Origin of the sequence: Mycobacterium sp., assembly GCF_049281135.1 — a bacterium.
Lineage (GTDB): Bacteria > Actinomycetota > Actinomycetes > Mycobacteriales > Mycobacteriaceae > Mycobacterium.
Map to the genome: position 1 here is coordinate 1 of NZ_JBAPRN010000096.1, position 15,267 is coordinate 15,267.

Sequence of the window (15,267 nt, forward strand, 5' to 3'; positions counted from 1 at the left end):
GTTGGGTGTGGGCTTCTACGCCGGTTTTATCGCCAGCCGCCACGAACTGGACCCCGTGACCGATCAACTGAAGCTAATGCTGGCCCGGAGCCTCACCCGTCGGCCCGATCAAGTGCAGTGATGTAGCGCACACAAGCATATAGATTGACTAAGTTATTGGGTACCATCGGTTGCGCTATGACTAGTTCAGTGCGTTTCGACGGCGACAGCTGGGACATCACCGAGAGCGTGGGCGCCACCGCCTTGAGCGTTGCCGCCGCCCGCGCGGTCGAGACAGCGGCGGCTGATCCGCTGATCCGCGACCAGTTCGCCTACCTGCTGGTCTCTACGGCTGGGGAGCCGTGGGCGCGGTTGGCCAGCTCGACGGAGTGGATTGACGACGACGAACACGGCCGACGGGCCCACCGACTGTCCATCGACTATCAGGCCGTGCGCACGCACTTCTTCGACTCCTACCTCGCCGAGGCGACCGCCGCCGGAATCCGGCAGGTGGTGATCCTGGCCGCGGGGCTCGACTCGCGGGCTTTTCGGCTGAATTGGCCTGCGGGGACGACCGTCTACGAGATCGACCAGCCGCAGGTAGTCCACTACAAAACGACCACGCTAGAGTCGGTCGGCGCCGCTCCGACCGCTGACCGGCGCCCCGTTCAGGTCGACCTGCGGGATGACTGGGCGGCTGCACTGACGGCAGCCGGCTTCGACCCCGGCCAACCGACCGCCTGGCTGGCCGAGGGCCTGCTGCCGTATCTACCGGCCGAAGCGCAGGATCGGCTGTTCGAGATCCTGACCGGGTTGAGCGTGCCTGGCAGCCGGTTCGCCGTCGAAGCATTCAGCATGGGCGCCGCCGACAACGAAGCCCGTCGCGCCGCGCGCCGGGCACGTTTCCACCGGATACGTCAACGTCTCGGCCTGGACATCAACGTCGAAACCCTGACCTACCAGGAGGGCGACCGGGCCGACGCTGGCGAGTGGCTGGCCGAGCGCGGTTGGCAGGTGACCGCGGTCAGCAACGCCGACGAGATGGAACGGCTAGGCCGGCCGATTCCCGCGGACCTCGTTAACGAAGCCTTCTCCGCCACGCTGTTGCGCGCCGAACTCGGCGCGCACGATTGATGTCCAACGACATTCAGCAGAAGACAGGACCACGATGAGCGCCTTGCGCAGCCACGACGACACTTGGGACATCGCCACCAGCGTCGGCACCACCGCCGTCATGGTGGCCGCAGCCCGAGCTGCCGAAACCAACAAGCCGGACCCGCTGATCCGGGACCCCTACGCGAGGGTGCTGGTCATTGAGGCAGGTACCGGCGTGTGGGAGAAGATGCTCGACGACTCACTGCTCTCCAAGGTGCGGGAAATCGACGCCGAGGCGGCGGCGGTCTTCGAGCACATGCGCGGCTACCAGGCCGTGCGCACGCACTTCTTCGACGCCCATTTCGCCGGGGCGGTGGCGGCTGGTATCCGCCAGGTGGTGATCCTGGCGTCGGGGTTGGATTCACGGGCCTACCGGCTGGACTGGCCGGCCGGCACCACGGTGTACGAGATCGACCAGCCCAAGGTGCTGGAGTACAAGTCGGCGACGCTGGCGGCGCATGGTGCAACCCCGTCGGCCGACCGCCACGAGGTGGCGATCGACCTGCGTCAGGACTGGCCGGCTGCCCTGGTTGCCGAGGGATTCGACCCCAAGGCGCCGACGGCGTGGCTGGCTGAGGGGCTGCTGATGTATCTGCCCGCCGAGGCCCAAGACCGGCTGTTCACGCAGATCACCGAGTTGAGCGCACCGGGAAGCCGGGTGGCCGCCGAGACCGCGGCCAACCACGCCGACGAGCGTCGCCAGGAGATGCGGGCCCGCCTCGACCGGGTCGCCGCCAAACTCGGCATCGAGCGGACCGTCGACATTCAGGACCTGATCTATCAGGACGACGATCGGGCCGACGTCGCGGCTTGGCTCAACGACCACGGCTGGCGGGCTACCGGCCAGAACTCCGGCGACGAGATGCGCCGGCTGGACCGCTGGGTCGAAGGCGTGCCGTCGAGTGACGACCGGGATGCGTTCTCGCAGTTCGTGACCGCCGAACGCGCATGACCAGCGGCGCACGGTGACCGTGTTCGCCGTCGCTGAATGCGATGAACGCGATCGGCCGCGATCGCTGAGGGCGCCTGTTGCCCAACCGGGTGGTTGATTAGGATTGGGTTTTCGCCGGTCGATGAAGGGAATCCCCATGACCACCGAAGCCACCCACGCCACCGAAACCACCGCTCCGGCTGCGCCCGCGGCCCCGGCTACCGGCCCCGATGTGGCCAAGACGGTCGCGCGGCTTCGCAAGACGTTCGCCACCGGTCGCACCCGCAATCTGGAATGGCGCAGGGAGCAGTTGCGCGCACTCAAGCAATTGATGGTTGAGAACGAGACCAAGATCGCCGATGCGCTGGACAAGGACCTGGGGCGCTCGCCGTTCGAGGCCTGGCTCGCCGACGTAGCCAACACGGCCGGGGAGTGCACGTACGCCGCTAAGAACGTGGGCAAGTGGGCCAAGCGCAGCCACCGCCTGCTCGAGATGTCGCAGCTGCCCGGCCGCGGTTGGGTGGAGTACGAGCCGTACGGCACCGTGCTGATCATCGGCGCCTGGAACTTCCCGTTCGCGCTGACGTTGGGTCCAGCCGTCGGCGCGATCGCCGCGGGTAACGCCCTGGTGCTCAAGCCATCTGAGGTGGCGCCCGCGTCGTCGGCGCTGATGGCCGAGCTCGTGCCGCGCTATCTCGACACCGACGCGATCGCCGTCATCGAGGGCGATGGCGCCGTCAGCCAGGAGCTCATCGCGCAGGGCTTCGACCATCTCCTGTTCACCGGCGGCACCGAAATCGGTCGCAAGGTTTACGAGGGCGCGGCGTCGCATCTGACGCCGGTCACCCTGGAGCTCGGCGGCAAGAGCCCGGTCATCGTGTCGAAAGACGCCGACATCAAGGTCGCCGCGAAGCGGATCGCGTGGACCAAGCTGATCAACTCCGGCCAGATCTGCATCGCGCCCGACTATGTCCTGGCGGAGGCGCCGATCCGCGACCAGCTGGTCGACGAGATCCAGAAGGCGGTCATCGCATTCGAGGCCAAGAACGCCAGCGGCGGCAAACGCATCGTCAACGAACGGCACTTCAACCGGCTCACTGGGGCGATCGCCGCAACCAAGGGCAGGGTCGCCATCGGCGGCGGCTCGGACGCGTCGAAGCTGAATATCCAGCCGACCGTGGTTGTCGACCCCGCTCTCGACGAGCCGCTGATGACCGACGAGATCTTCGGGCCAGTTCTTCCGGTAGTGACCGTTCAAAACCTAGACGAGGCAATCACATTCGTGAACTCTCGGCCCAAGCCGCTGGCCGCCTACCTGTTCACCAAGGCCAAAGCCGTGCGGGAAAGGGTGATCAAGGAAGTGCCGGCCGGCGGCATGGTGGTCAACCACCTGCTGTTCCACTTCGCTACCCACAAGCTGCCGTTCGGCGGCGTCGGGCCGTCCGGTCTGGGTGCCTACCACGGCAAGTTCGGCTTCGAAGAGTTCAGCCACCGCAAGTCGGTGCTGACCAAGCCGACCCGACCCGACATCGCCAGCTTCATCTACCCGCCGTATACAGATAAGGCGTGGAAGCTGGCGCGCCGGCTGTTCTAGCTTTGCCGGCCGTTGGAATCCGTTGGTCACTGAGGATCGAGAGATAGGAACGTAATGCCCGGAGTGCAGGATCGTGTTGTCGTCGTCACGGGAGCCGGCGGTGGCTTGGGCCGCGAATACGCGCTGACCCTCGCCAAGGAAGGTGCGAGCGTCGTGGTCAACGACCTCGGCGGATCCCGCGACGGCACAGGCGCCGGACACAACATGGCCGACGAGGTCGTCAAGGAGATCAAGGACGCCGGCGGCCGTGCGGTTGCCAACTACGACAGCGTTGCCGAGACCGAGGGCGCCGAGAACATCATCAAGACCGCTCTCGATGAGTTCGGCAAGATCGACGGCGTGGTGAGCAACGCCGGCATCCTGCGCGACGGCACGTTCCACAAGATGTCTTTCGAGAACTGGGATTCCGTTCTTAAGGTGCACCTCTACGGCGGCTACAACGTCGTCCGCGCCGCGTGGCCGCACTTCCGTGAGCAGAGCTACGGTCGCGTGCTCGTCGCCACCTCCACCAGCGGGCTGTTCGGCAACTTCGGTCAGGCCAACTACGGCGCCGCCAAGCTGGGCCTGGTCGGATTGATCAACACACTTGCCCAGGAAGGCGCCAAGTACAACATCAAGGCCAACGCGCTGGCCCCGATTGCGGCCACCCGGATGACCGAGGACATCCTGCCGCCCGAGGTGCTGGGGAACCTCACGCCGGAGTTCGTCGCGCCGGTGGTGGCTTACCTGGTCACCGAAGAGGTGCCCGACTCCGGCTCGATCTTCATCGTCGGCGGAGGCAAGGTGCAGCGCGTCGCGCTGTTCCAGAACGAGGGCGTCACCTTCAAGACGGTGCCGTCAGTCGACGACATCGCTTCGCACTGGGGCGAGATCGACGACTTGTCCGCGGCTAAGGCGGCCAACTTCTCGATCCGTTGATCGGGGCTGCATGAAAGCCTGTGTTGTACAGGAGCTTTCAGGTCCGGACGGTCTTGTCTATACCGACGTCCAGGACGTCGCCGGAAACAACGACGTGTTGGTCATCGGCGTCTGCGCCGCGGGTGTCTGTTTTCCGGACCTGCTGCTGAGCAAGGGCGAGTACCAGCTCAAGCTGCCGCCGCCGTTCATCCCCGGCATGGAGGCTGCCGGCGTTGTCGAATGGGCGCCGGAGGACTCCGAATTCAAAGTGGGGGATCGGGTTTCGGCGTTCGGCGTGCTAGGTGGCTTCGCCGAACAGGTGCTTGCCCCGATGACCAACGTGACCCGCACCCCGGCCGAGCTCGATGACGCCGAAGCGGTGTCGCTGCTAGTGAACTACAACACCATGTACTTCGCGCTGGCCCGACGGGCCGCCATGCGGCGCGGGGACAGCGTGCTGGTGTTGGGTTCGGCGGGCGGTGTGGGCACCGCGGCCATCCAAGTGGCTCGGGCGATGGGTGCGAGCAAGGTCATCGCGGTGGTACACCGCACGAGCGCAACGGAATTCGTCGAGTCGCTGGGCGCCGACGTGGTGCTGCCGCTGACCGACGGCTGGGCGCAGGCGGTCCGCGACCACACTGACGGCCGCGGCGTCGACATCGTGGTCGACCCGATCGGCGGGCAGGCCTTCGACGATGCGGTCCGGGTGCTCGCTATCGACGGCAAGCTGCTGGTGATCGGTTTCGCCGCGGGTTCCATTCCGACGGTCAAGGTCAATCGGTTGCTGCTGCGTAACATCGGCGTGCTCGGCGTCGCCTGGGGCGAATACCTCCATCAGGTGCCCGGCTCGGCGGGACTGTTCGCCTCGGGTCTCAACCAACTGGTGGCGGCCGGATTGAAACCTCCACCGCCGCAACGGTATCCACTGTCGAAAGGCCGCGACGCGCTGCAGTCCCTGGCCGACGGCCGGGTGTTCGGCAAGGTTGTACTGGAGCCCTAGCCGGGCTGCTCGCAGATACGGAACGCGCCGCCCCGGATATCGGTGGCGGCGCGTTCAGTACCCCGCGTGACTAGAACAGACCCGAGAAGTCGGCCGAGATCTCTGAGACGGCATGGCCGACGACCGCGACTGCGAAACCGGCGAACAGCGTGCCCATCCCGGTATCGGCGGCGATCGGCAGACCGAATGCGTCGATGAAGTCACCGGTGGCGATGTTGGCCGTGAACAGCGAAAGGTCGTATGCCGGAAGGCTGGTCAGCAGGGCGTTTCCTATGTCGGCCAACGGCAGCAAAGTTGAATACGCCGCCGAGGTCGCGCTTGAGATCGCGTTGGCGAGCTCGGTGAGGGTGGCGGTGGGATTAGCGGCGTCGGCCGACAATGCCGACAGTAGATCCGTGAAGCTCTGCCCCGACGAGGTCGGGTCCAGCGACGCGGTAAACGCGGTGGGATCGTTCTCCAACGCCGTGATGCCCTGCTGGGTGTCGGTGGCCAGGGTGCTGAGGACGGTGGACAGGCTGACGTCGGGAGCCAGCCCGAACGGGGTGGCAACATTCGCCGGTGAATCTACGTCCACTGAGTAACCCTGGCTGCCGTCGCCGTAGCCCAGGTTGATCAGATACGTCAGGTCGGGACCCAGCAAGTCTTGCAACGACTTCGGGAGGGCCGCCACCAGCGGAGGGGTCTCGTCGATCATGTAGTAGTTGGTGAGGCTGTCCGCGGTGCCGTCGGCCGCCGAGCCGGGCAACAGAATCGCGTTGGCGATCTCTTCGGCGGTGGGGCCGCCGTTACCGGGCTCGAACCCGTTCAGATAGGTGCCGTGCAGCGTTGCGATGCCCAGAAAGGCGTTCAGGTCGGCCAAGAAGTTCAGCGGGTAGCGCGGAAAGTCCGCGAAGCCGTCATATTCGAGCGAGTAGATGGAGGTCACGTAATCATCGGCCGGGGTGGCGCTGTCGAAGACAAAACCCAGGCTAGGGAGGCTCAACGGGTCGGAGACTGTGTGGCCCGAGAGGGTTTCGAAACCGGCGAAGCGTTCGAGTGCCCCGCCGTTGGGATTGCTAGGGTCGGCGACCAGCAGGAAGTTCACATCGTTTTGGCTCACGCCGTCCGCTTTCAGCTGCTCCATTACGTAGCTGGCGACCGTCGAACTCTGCGAGTAACCGAACACCGTTGATGTATTACCGGCCGCCTCGTCGGCCGCTATCGTGCTTTCCAAAATGGCCATGCCTTGGCCCACCGATGAACTCAGCGCCGGAAAGCCATCGTCCGCAGTGGGGTAATTCAGGACCAATTGGTGGACGCCGGCACCGGTCAGCGGATAGAGACCTTCCGGCGTAAAGACGCCCGGGCCAAAGAACCCTGGATTTGCAGGGTCGGTTGAGGTGGCCTGGTAGAAGGTGAGGTCGGGGTAGAACTGCGTGTACGGGTTGTCGAGGTACTGCGCGTCTGCGGCCGGCACATACTCGTGCATATCTGACATTGCGGTGGGGAGTGGTAGGCCGCTGGCGCCGAGCACCAACCCGATGTCGTCGCCGTCCGCGCGCGCGCCAGGCGGATTCATCATCGCGGTAAGCCCCACGACACCGGCCCCGACAACCGCCACCACTCCAAAACCCAGCCAACGACGGGTGTCCGACATGAGCGACCTCCGGGACTTTGGCGCTACTAGAACAGACCCGAGAAGTCAGCGGCGATCTGGGAGGCCGCGTCTTGGATGATGGAGATCTCGAATCCGGCTGCCAGCGTGCCGATCGCTGCGGTACCCGCGACCGGTAAACCGAGCGCGTCAAGGAGGTCACCGCTGCTCAAGGTGTCTGTGAAAATCGAGGTTTCCCACGCCGGAAGGCTGGTCACCAGCGAGTTGAGGATGTCCGTCGTCGGCAGCAACAGGGAGTAGGCCGTCGAAGCCGCACTGGAGATCGCGTTGACGAGGTCAGTGAACGTCGCGGAGGGATCAGCGGCGTCGGCCTCCAATGCTGACATTAGATCCGTCAAACCCTGCCCCGACGAGGCCGGGTCCAGCGACGCCATCAACGCGGCGGGATCGTTCTCCAATGCCGTGATGCCTTGCTGGGTGTCGGTGGCCAGTGTGCTGAGCACTGTGGACAGGCTGACGTCGGGGAACAGCCCGAACGGGGTGGGCACGTCCGCCGGTGAATCAGGTGTCACGGCGTAGCCGAGGCTGCCGTCGCCGTAGCCCAGGTTGATCAAGTACGTCAGGTCGGGCCCCAGCAAGTCTTGCAGCGACTTCGGTAGTAGCGACACCAGTGGCGCAGTCTCGTCGATCATGTAGTAGTTGGTCAGGCTGTCGGCGGTGCCGGAGGCCATCGAGCCCGGCAGCAGAATCGCGTTGGCGATCTGTTCGGCCGTTGGACCGCTTCCGTCGACGCCCCCGTTGAGATACGTGCCGTGCAGGTCTTCGATGCCCAAGAAGGCGTTGAGGTCGGACAACAGATTGATCGGGTATCGCGGGAAGTCCGTGAAGCCGTCGTATTCGAGTGAGTAGACGTTGGTCAGGTAGTCATCGGACGGCGTCGCGCCGCTGAACGCGATACCCAGACTCGCCAGATTCAGCTGGTCGACCGTGGAGTGGCCCGACAGCGTTTCGAAGCCGTTGAAGCGCTCGAACAACCCGCCGTTGGGATTGTTGGGGTCCGCGAGAAGCAGGAATTGCGGGTCAAGTGGTCCTGTCTGGGGCGTGCCGGACGGGTCGAGCAGCTGCATCGTGACACCGGACAGCGTGGAACTCTGTGAATAGCCCAACACCGTTGAGCCGTCTCCGGCCGCTTGGTTGGCGAGGATCGAGCTTTGCAGGATGGAGGCGCCCTGGCCCACCGAGGTACTGAGGGACGGAAGGCCATCTGAATCGAGTGGGTAGTTGTAATACAACTGCTGGACGCCTTGGCCGAACAGCGGATAGGCCCCCTCGGGTGTGAACAGCCCGTTGCCAAAGGGGTTGGTCAGGGTGGCTTGGTAGAAGGTCAGGTCGGGGTAGAGGGCCGTGAGCGGGTTGTTGAGGTAGAGGCCGTCGGCGGCCTCCACATAGCCTGGGCCTGGGATGGGGTCCGCGCTGCCGCCGATGACCAGCCCGATGTCGTCTGCATGAGCGGGCGCCGGATTCATCGCCGCCGACAGCCCTATGACGCCGGCGCCAGCCGTTGCCACCAGGCCGAATCCGATCCAACGAAGCTTGCGTCCTGACATTTTGTGACCTCCGCAACGTTGGAAAGAGTGCATCGAGCGGTTACCAGTCGCCGCTGCCCAAAGCGGCGGGTATTCCACATATGTTCTACTCTTCTTTTGCTTCAGCGTCTAAGAAATACACAGGCTTTCGTTGGCGAAAATTCAGTATTCATTTTCTGACGGCGCAGATGGCCGACTCAGCTGACGAGCGTGGTGCGTTAAACCTCATAAGCCTCTCCAGCCCCTGGCTGAAGGATTAGTCGCCTCTCGAATTCGAGGGCGCGGGCGATATCGGCGCGTGGCTGAACTCAGCCCAGCAGTGCGTCGCGCAGCCGGTCGACGTCGGCTGTCGTGATGCCCGCGCTGCGGAAGTAGCCGTCAAGAGAGCCGAAGTTGTCATCGATAGTCCGGCGCGCGGCGTCGAGGTACTCCGCGCGCACGCCGAGAACCTCTTCGGACAGCCGCGCCTCGGTGATCGAGAGCAGCTCCGGTGTCATGTCGACGTCGGCGCGCTCGCGGATCGCGTTCAGGATCCGCTCCCGCAGAAGCGGGACGGCCCGGTTACTTTGCAGGAAGTCGGCCACGATGGCATCGCGATCGACACCAGCGGCCTCCAGCACCAGCGCAAGCGTGAAGCCGGTGCGGTCCTTGCCGGCGAAACAGTGCGCGAGCACCGTGCGACCGTCCGCCAACAGGCTCACGACGCGGTGCAGTGCAGGCTGTGCTCCGGGATAGGTGGGGAACCTGCTGTACTCGTCGACCATGTAGCGAGTGGCGGCGTCGCTGACCGGCTCGTCGTCGGGCTTGTCTTCCAGTAGCCGCCTGAACGCGTGCTCGTGGGGTGCTTCGCCGTTCGGGTTGACCTCGTCGGGCGGGAGGTCCGGGATGGGCACCAGGTGTATGTCGACACCGTCGGGCACCAGGCCGGGGCCGTGCCGCAATACCTCACTGCGCGAACGTAAATCGACGACATCGGTGACGCCCAGACGGCGTAACTCGTCACGGCCTTCGTCGCCCAGTTCGCTCAGTTCGCCGGACCTGAAGAGGCGGCCGGGCCGCAGTACGCCGGCGGTGTCGGCGACGTCGCGAAAGTTCCAGGCCCCCTGTAGATCTCGCAGGTCGGTTGCCACCTTAGGTGACCGCCGCAGCGAAAGCGCTTTTCTCCCGGCCGATCTCAGCGCGCGCGATCGACCGCATGTGCACCTCGTCGGGTCCGTCGAAGATGCGCATCGCACGCTGCCAGGCGTACATCCGGGCCAGTACCGTGTCCTCGCTGACACCGGCCGCCCCATGCACCTGGATGGCGCGATCGATGACATTGCAGGCCATCTGGGGCGCCACCGCTTTGATCTGAGAGACCAGCAGATGGGCCGCGCGATTGCCGTGCTGGTCGATCGTCCAGGCGGCCTTCTCGCAGAGCAGCCTGGCCTGGTCGATCTCGTTGCGTGACTGGGCAATTGCCTGTTGCACCAGACCCTGGTCGGCCAGCGGCCGGCCGAATGCGATCCTGGTGTTCGCCCGGTTCACCATCAGCGCCAGCGCACGTTCCGCGCCGCCCAGCGCGCGCATGCAGTGGTGGATGCGACCCGGTCCGAGTCGGGCCTGGGCGATCGCGAAACCGGAGCCCTCTTCGCCGAGCAGGTTGGTGGCCGGCACCCGCACGTTGTCGTAGATGATCTCGCAGTGCCCAGGCTGGTCCTGGTATCCGAAGACGGTGGTGGAACGCACCACGGTCACGCCCGGTGTGTCGATCGGCACCAGGATCATCGACTGCTGTTGGTGACTGGCGGCCTCGGGGTTGGTCCGGCCCATCACGATCAGGATCTTGCAGCGCGGATCCGCCGCTCCCGACGTCCACCACTTACGGCCGTTGATCACATAGTCGGCGCCGTCGCGCACGATCGATGTTTCGATGTTGCGGGCGTCGCTGCTGGCGACCGCGGGTTCGGTCATGGAGAAGCCGCTGCGGATCTCGCCGTTCAGCAACGGCTCGAGCCACTTCTTGCGCTGCTCTTCGGTGGCGAACAGGTGCAGGGTCTCCATGTTGCCGGTGTCGGGTGCGGCGCAGTTGATCGCCTCGGGCGCGATCTCCAGACACCATCCGGTCAGCTCGGCCAGCGGCGCGTACTCCAGGTTGGTCAGCCCGGATTCCGACGGCAGGAACAGGTTCCACAAACCGGCGGCCTTGGCCTTGACCTTCAGTTCTTCGATGATCGGCGGAACGGTGTGATCGTTCGGGCCGACTTCTTCGCAGTGCTTGTCGTACTCGGCTTCAGCGGGGAAGACGTAATCGGTGATGAACTCGCTCAGCCGCTTGTGGTAGTCGCTTGCTTTGGCTGACATCGCGAAGTCCATGACCGTCACGATAAGCCACCCGCGACGAGGGCACACCGGGGGCAGGATGAACGTTATGACCGACGCTCGCCCGCCGTTGCCACCATTCACGTTGGAGACCGCGATCCAGAAGGTTCAGGCCGCCGAGGACGCATGGAACAGCCGCGATCCGGACCTGGTCAGCCTGGGCTACACCGTCGACTCGCAATGGCGGAACCGGAGCGAGCACATCGTCGGCCGGGCGGCGATCGTGGCGTTCCTGACCAGGAAATGGGAACGCGAACTCGACTACGCGCTACGCAAGAGCCTGTGGAGTTTCCACGACAACCGCATCGCCGTCCGGTTCCAGTACGAGTGCCGAGACGCCTCGGGCCAGTGGTGGCGCAGCTACGGCAATGAATTGTGGGAGTTCGACGAGGCCGGCCTGATGGGCCGACGAGAGGCCAGCATCAACGATGTCGCGATCGACGAGTCGCAGCGGCGATACTTCGGGCCACGGCCCCCGGCGGAGCACGGCCAGGACTTTCCACTTTGGTGACCTCGGCCGCCGGTGATGATGCCCGCCTCGGGGAGGCGGGAGGAGGAGCCGGTCATCAGGTTAGGGTTGTTGCCGATCTACCGGGGTAGGGAGTACAGGAAGTAGATGCGCACGCGATGACAGATACGCAGACGACGGTGGGTGTGGTTGCCGAGTCGGGGGTTGATGAGCGGCGGGTGGCGCTGGTCCCGAAGGCGGTTGCGCCGTTGGTGAATAGTGGGGTCGCGGTCGTAGTCCAGTCGGGGGCGGGTGAGCGGGCGTTGCTTCCTGACTCGCTGTACACCGAGGCCGGGGCCAGCATCGGGGATGCCTGGGCGGCTGACATCGTCGTCAAGGTCGCGCCGCCGACCGCTGAGGAGGTCGCCAAGCTGCACAGCGGGCAGACGTTGATCGGTTTTTTGGCGCCTCGTAACGCCGAGAATTCGATCGGTGCGCTCAGGGCGGCCGGTGTGCAGGGGTTCGCGTTGGAGGCTGTTCCGCGGATTTCGCGGGCGCAGGCGATGGATGCGTTGTCGTCGCAGGGCAACGTCGCGGGTTATAAGGCGGTGTTGTTGGCGGCTTCGGAGTCGACCCGGTTTTTCCCGATGCTGACCACCGCGGCCGGAACGGTGAAGCCGGCGACGGTGTTGGTGCTTGGTGTCGGGGTGGCTGGGTTGCAGGCGTTGGCGACGGCCAAACGGCTGGGTGGGCGCACGACCGGGTATGACGTGCGGCCGGAGGTGGCTGATCAGGTTCGCTCCGTGGGGGCGCAGTGGTTGAAGCTGGGCGGCGAAGATTTGGCCGCCGCGGGTGAGGGCGGGTATGCCCGGGAGCTGACCGAGGCGGAGCGGGCGGCCCAGCAGCAGGCGCTGGAGGACGCGATCAGCGGTTTCGATGTGGTGATCACCACGGCCCTGGTCCCGGGCCGGCCGGCACCCAAGTTGGTGACCGCGGCCGCGGTCGAGGCGATGAAGCCGGGCAGTGTGGTGGTCGATCTGGCCGGGGAGACCGGCGGCAACTGTGAGCTGACCGAGCCGGGGCGGGTGGTGGTCAGACACGACGTCACGATCGCTGCGCCGTTGAATCTGCCGGCGACCATGCCCGAGCACGCCAGCGAGCTCTACAGCAAGAACATCACCGCGCTGCTGGACCTGTTGATCACCGACGGGGTGCTGGCCCCGGACTTCGACGACGAAGTCATCGCGGACTCATGCGTGACTCGAGAGGACTCCTGATGCACGGGATGTATGACGAGTTGTTGTCGAATCTGGCGATCCTGGTGTTGTCGGGGTTCGTCGGGTTCGCGGTGATCTCGAAGGTGCCCAACACGTTGCACACCCCGCTGATGTCGGGCACCAACGCGATTCACGGCATTGTGGTGCTGGGGGCGCTGGTGGTGTTCGGTGAGGTGGAGCATCCGTCGCTGGCGGTGAAGATCATCTTGTTCGTGGCGGTGGTGTTCGGCACGTTGAACGTGATCGGCGGGTTCATCGTCACCGACCGGATGCTGGGCATGTTCAAGGGCAAAAAGAAGGTGCCGGCGACGGCGGAAGAGGTCGCCAAGTGAACTACTTGGTGATCGGCCTCTACGTCATCTCGTTCGCGTTGTTCATTTACGGTCTGATGGGTTTGACCGGACCCAAAACCGCGGTGCGTGGCAACCTGATCGCCGCGGTGGGTATGGCGCTGGCGGTGACGGCCACGCTGATCAAGATCCGCGATACCGATCAGTGGGTGTGGATTATCGCCGGTCTGGTGGTCGGGATCGTGTTGGGTGTGCCGCCGGCCCGGTTCACCAAGATGACCGCCATGCCGCAGTTGGTGGCGTTCTTCAACGGCGTCGGTGGTGGCACGGTCGCGCTGATCGCGCTGGCGGAATTCATGGAGACCAAGGGCTTTTCGGCCTTCGAGCATCATGAGTCGCCGACGGTGCACATCGTGGTGGCGTCGTTGTTCGCTGCGATCATCGGGTCGATCTCGTTTTGGGGTTCGATCATCGCGTTCGGCAAGCTGCAGGAGATCATCTCGGGATCGCCGATCGGCTTGGGCAAGGCCCAGCAGCCGATCAACCTGCTGCTGCTGTGTGCGGCGATCGGCGCCGCGATCGTGATCGGTTTGGGCGCCCGTCCGGGCACCGGTGGGGTGTCGCTGTGGTGGATGATCGGTCTGCTGGGCGCCGCGGGTGTGCTGGGTCTGATGGTGGTGCTGCCGATCGGTGGTGCGGACATGCCGGTGGTGATCTCGCTGCTGAATGCGATGACCGGGTTGTCGGCCGCGGCGGCGGGTCTGGCGTTGAACAACACCGCGATGATCGTGGCCGGCATGATCGTCGGCGCGTCGGGGTCGATCCTGACCAACTTGATGGCCAAGGCGATGAACCGGTCCATCCCGGCGATTGTGGCCGGCGGGTTCGGCGGCGGCGGTGTGGCACCGCCTGGCGGGGATACCGGCGACAAGCACGTCAAGGCGACCTCGGCGGCTGATGCCGCGATCCAGATGGCCTATGCCAACCAGGTGATCGTGGTGCCGGGCTACGGGCTGGCCGTCGCCCAGGCCCAGCACGCCGTCAAGGACATGGCCGCGCTGCTGGAGGACAAGGGGGTGGCGGTGAAGTACGCGATCCACCCCGTCGCCGGGCGGATGCCCGGACACATGAACGTGCTGCTTGCTGAGGCCGAGGTCGACTACGACGCGATGAAAGACATGGACGACATCAACGACGAGTTCGCCCGCACCGACGTCGCGATCGTCATCGGCGCCAACGACGTCACCAACCCCGCGGCCCGCAACGATGCGTCCAGCCCGATCTACGGCATGCCGATCCTCAACGTGGATAAGGCCAAATCGGTGATCGTGCTCAAACGGTCGATGAACTCCGGATTCGCCGGCATCGACAACCCGCTGTTCTACGGCGAAGCCACCACCATGCTGTTCGGCGACGCCAAAAAATCAGTGACCGCGGTCGCTGAGGAACTGAAGGCGCTGTGACGGTGGCTGGCGGTCGTCGAGATCGACGCTGGCGTTGCGGTTACTCGAACAACTTCGCGCTGGCGTCGATCTCGGGGCTAGCGGCGAGGCTGAGTGGTTAGACGGGCGGGTACGCCGGCGGCGGGTAGCCCTGGCCGTCGGTGACGCCCCGCAGGCCCCACGGCAGGTACTTGAAGTAGAACTCGAGTTCGTCGGAAAAGTCGTAGCTGGGATCAGGATCCGGTTGCATCTGACTACCTCTCGAATCGGTATGAGTTCCACGTCGGAGTCTAGTCCCGGCGGGCAACGCGCAACAGTGGACTGTCGTGTTGCCTAGACTACCCACCAGTTGATTGACTCCGGGCCGCCCCCGGACCGCCGAAGCGAGTAGACATGCCATCCGAGAACGGGCTCACCCGCCGCGAGGAGCTGCTGGTTGTAGCCACCAAGTTGTTCGCCGCGCGCGGCTATCACGGCACCCGGATGGACGACGTCGCCGACGTGGTCGGCCTGAACAAGGCCACCGTCTACCACTACTACGCCAGCAAGTCGCTGATCCTCTACGACATCTATCAGCAGGCCGCCGAACGCACACTGGCCGCTGTGCACGACGATCCGACGATGTCGGCGCGCGAGGCGCTCTACCAGTACACCGTGCGACTGCTCAATCAGATCGCCGCCAACCCCGAAGGCGCGGCGGTGTACTTCCAAGA

The 15,267-nt window shown here is 65.1% G+C and carries 15 protein-coding genes; 10 read left to right on the forward strand and 5 right to left on the reverse strand.

All coding sequences use genetic code 11. The features are described from left to right. The first annotated feature begins 177 nt into the window (after positions 1-177). The 5 genes from WAN02_RS03965 to WAN02_RS03985 all read left to right on the forward strand — a co-directional run bounded on the left by WAN02_RS03965 (position 178) and on the right by WAN02_RS03985 (position 5,556). Entirely contained in the window at positions 178-1,113 is a 936-nt protein-coding gene (locus tag WAN02_RS03965; RefSeq protein ID WP_422262878.1) for an SAM-dependent methyltransferase, read from the forward strand. A 34-nt stretch (positions 1,114-1,147) separates the two neighbouring features. Beyond that, positions 1,148-2,086, forward strand: coding sequence for a class I SAM-dependent methyltransferase (locus WAN02_RS03970; RefSeq protein ID WP_422262879.1), 939 nt, complete (start codon positions 1,148-1,150; stop codon positions 2,084-2,086). Positions 2,087-2,222: 136 nt separating this feature from the next. After that, positions 2,223-3,659 carry an aldehyde dehydrogenase family protein gene (locus tag WAN02_RS03975; RefSeq protein ID WP_422262880.1) on the forward strand — a complete coding sequence of 479 codons (1,437 nt, stop codon included), beginning with the start codon at positions 2,223-2,225 and terminating at the stop codon, positions 3,657-3,659. 54 nt (positions 3,660-3,713) lie between these two features. Beyond that, positions 3,714-4,577 (forward strand): SDR family oxidoreductase, encoded by an 864-nt coding sequence (locus WAN02_RS03980; RefSeq protein ID WP_422262881.1) that lies wholly within the window; start codon positions 3,714-3,716, stop codon positions 4,575-4,577. Between the two features lie 10 nt (positions 4,578-4,587). Next, positions 4,588-5,556, forward strand: coding sequence for an NADPH:quinone oxidoreductase family protein (locus tag WAN02_RS03985; protein WP_422262882.1), 969 nt, complete (start codon positions 4,588-4,590; stop codon positions 5,554-5,556). Between the two features lie 70 nt (positions 5,557-5,626). Here WAN02_RS03985 and WAN02_RS03990 read toward each other — a convergent pair whose 3' ends face one another. The 4 genes from WAN02_RS03990 to WAN02_RS04005 all read right to left on the reverse strand — a co-directional run bounded on the left by WAN02_RS03990 (position 5,627) and on the right by WAN02_RS04005 (position 11,079). After that, entirely contained in the window at positions 5,627-7,192 is a 1,566-nt protein-coding gene (locus WAN02_RS03990; RefSeq protein ID WP_422262883.1) for a PE-PPE domain-containing protein, read from the reverse strand. A gap of 26 nt (positions 7,193-7,218) precedes the next feature. After that, on the reverse strand, positions 7,219-8,757 hold the full coding sequence (locus tag WAN02_RS03995) for a PE-PPE domain-containing protein (protein WP_422262884.1): 1,539 nt from the start codon (positions 8,755-8,757) through the stop codon (positions 7,219-7,221). 287 nt (positions 8,758-9,044) lie between these two features. Continuing rightward, positions 9,045-9,866, reverse strand: a complete 822-nt coding sequence (locus WAN02_RS04000) for a tyrosine-protein phosphatase (protein ID WP_422262885.1) — start codon at positions 9,864-9,866, stop codon at positions 9,045-9,047. A 1-nt stretch (position 9,867) separates the two neighbouring features. Continuing rightward, positions 9,868-11,079, reverse strand: a complete 1,212-nt coding sequence (locus tag WAN02_RS04005) for an acyl-CoA dehydrogenase family protein (RefSeq protein WP_422262890.1) — start codon at positions 11,077-11,079, stop codon at positions 9,868-9,870. A 67-nt stretch (positions 11,080-11,146) separates the two neighbouring features. On the opposite strand from WAN02_RS04005, the gene WAN02_RS04010 reads away from it, so the two are divergent. The 4 genes from WAN02_RS04010 to WAN02_RS04025 all read left to right on the forward strand — a co-directional run bounded on the left by WAN02_RS04010 (position 11,147) and on the right by WAN02_RS04025 (position 14,575). Then, positions 11,147-11,608 (forward strand): DUF1348 family protein, encoded by a 462-nt coding sequence (locus tag WAN02_RS04010; RefSeq protein ID WP_422262886.1) that lies wholly within the window; start codon positions 11,147-11,149, stop codon positions 11,606-11,608. A gap of 116 nt (positions 11,609-11,724) precedes the next feature. Next, positions 11,725-12,822 carry a Re/Si-specific NAD(P)(+) transhydrogenase subunit alpha gene (locus WAN02_RS04015; RefSeq protein ID WP_422262887.1) on the forward strand — a complete coding sequence of 366 codons (1,098 nt, stop codon included), beginning with the start codon at positions 11,725-11,727 and terminating at the stop codon, positions 12,820-12,822. Positions 12,823-12,830: 8 nt separating this feature from the next. Continuing rightward, complete coding sequence (locus tag WAN02_RS04020) at positions 12,831-13,154, forward strand: NAD(P) transhydrogenase subunit alpha (RefSeq protein WP_422262891.1); 324 nt, start codon at positions 12,831-12,833, stop codon at positions 13,152-13,154. Continuing rightward, complete coding sequence (locus WAN02_RS04025; RefSeq protein ID WP_422262888.1) at positions 13,151-14,575, forward strand: NAD(P)(+) transhydrogenase (Re/Si-specific) subunit beta; 1,425 nt, start codon at positions 13,151-13,153, stop codon at positions 14,573-14,575. Before WAN02_RS04020 ends, WAN02_RS04025 begins: the two co-directional genes overlap by 4 nt. Before the next feature lie 97 nt (positions 14,576-14,672). Here WAN02_RS04025 and WAN02_RS04030 read toward each other — a convergent pair whose 3' ends face one another. Beyond that, positions 14,673-14,804 (reverse strand): hypothetical protein, encoded by a 132-nt coding sequence (locus WAN02_RS04030; RefSeq protein WP_156751530.1) that lies wholly within the window; start codon positions 14,802-14,804, stop codon positions 14,673-14,675. A 143-nt stretch (positions 14,805-14,947) separates the two neighbouring features. Here WAN02_RS04030 and WAN02_RS04035 point away from each other — a divergent pair. Next, on the forward strand, positions 14,948-15,267 hold a 320-nt coding region (locus WAN02_RS04035), incomplete at its 3' end, for a TetR/AcrR family transcriptional regulator (RefSeq protein WP_422262889.1).

What these genes read in the sequence shown, in the direction of transcription:
- WAN02_RS03965 (WP_422262878.1), top strand. Translation starts at nt 178, where the DNA reads ATGACTAGTTCAGTGCGTTTCGACGGCGACAGCTGGGACATCACCGAG.
- WAN02_RS03970 (WP_422262879.1), top strand. Translation starts at nt 1,148, where the DNA reads ATGAGCGCCTTGCGCAGCCACGACGACACTTGGGACATCGCCACCAGC.
- WAN02_RS03975 (WP_422262880.1), top strand. Translation starts at nt 2,223, where the DNA reads ATGACCACCGAAGCCACCCACGCCACCGAAACCACCGCTCCGGCTGCG.
- WAN02_RS03980 (WP_422262881.1), top strand. Translation starts at nt 3,714, where the DNA reads ATGCCCGGAGTGCAGGATCGTGTTGTCGTCGTCACGGGAGCCGGCGGT.
- WAN02_RS03985 (WP_422262882.1), top strand. Translation starts at nt 4,588, where the DNA reads ATGAAAGCCTGTGTTGTACAGGAGCTTTCAGGTCCGGACGGTCTTGTC.
- WAN02_RS03990 (WP_422262883.1), bottom strand. Translation starts at nt 7,192, where the DNA reads ATGTCGGACACCCGTCGTTGGCTGGGTTTTGGAGTGGTGGCGGTTGTC.
- WAN02_RS03995 (WP_422262884.1), bottom strand. Translation starts at nt 8,757, where the DNA reads ATGTCAGGACGCAAGCTTCGTTGGATCGGATTCGGCCTGGTGGCAACG.
- WAN02_RS04005 (WP_422262890.1), bottom strand. Translation starts at nt 11,079, where the DNA reads ATGTCAGCCAAAGCAAGCGACTACCACAAGCGGCTGAGCGAGTTCATC.
- WAN02_RS04010 (WP_422262886.1), top strand. Translation starts at nt 11,147, where the DNA reads ATGACCGACGCTCGCCCGCCGTTGCCACCATTCACGTTGGAGACCGCG.
- WAN02_RS04015 (WP_422262887.1), top strand. Translation starts at nt 11,725, where the DNA reads ATGACAGATACGCAGACGACGGTGGGTGTGGTTGCCGAGTCGGGGGTT.
- WAN02_RS04020 (WP_422262891.1), top strand. Translation starts at nt 12,831, where the DNA reads ATGTATGACGAGTTGTTGTCGAATCTGGCGATCCTGGTGTTGTCGGGG.
- WAN02_RS04030 (WP_156751530.1), bottom strand. Translation starts at nt 14,804, where the DNA reads ATGCAACCGGATCCTGATCCCAGCTACGACTTTTCCGACGAACTCGAG.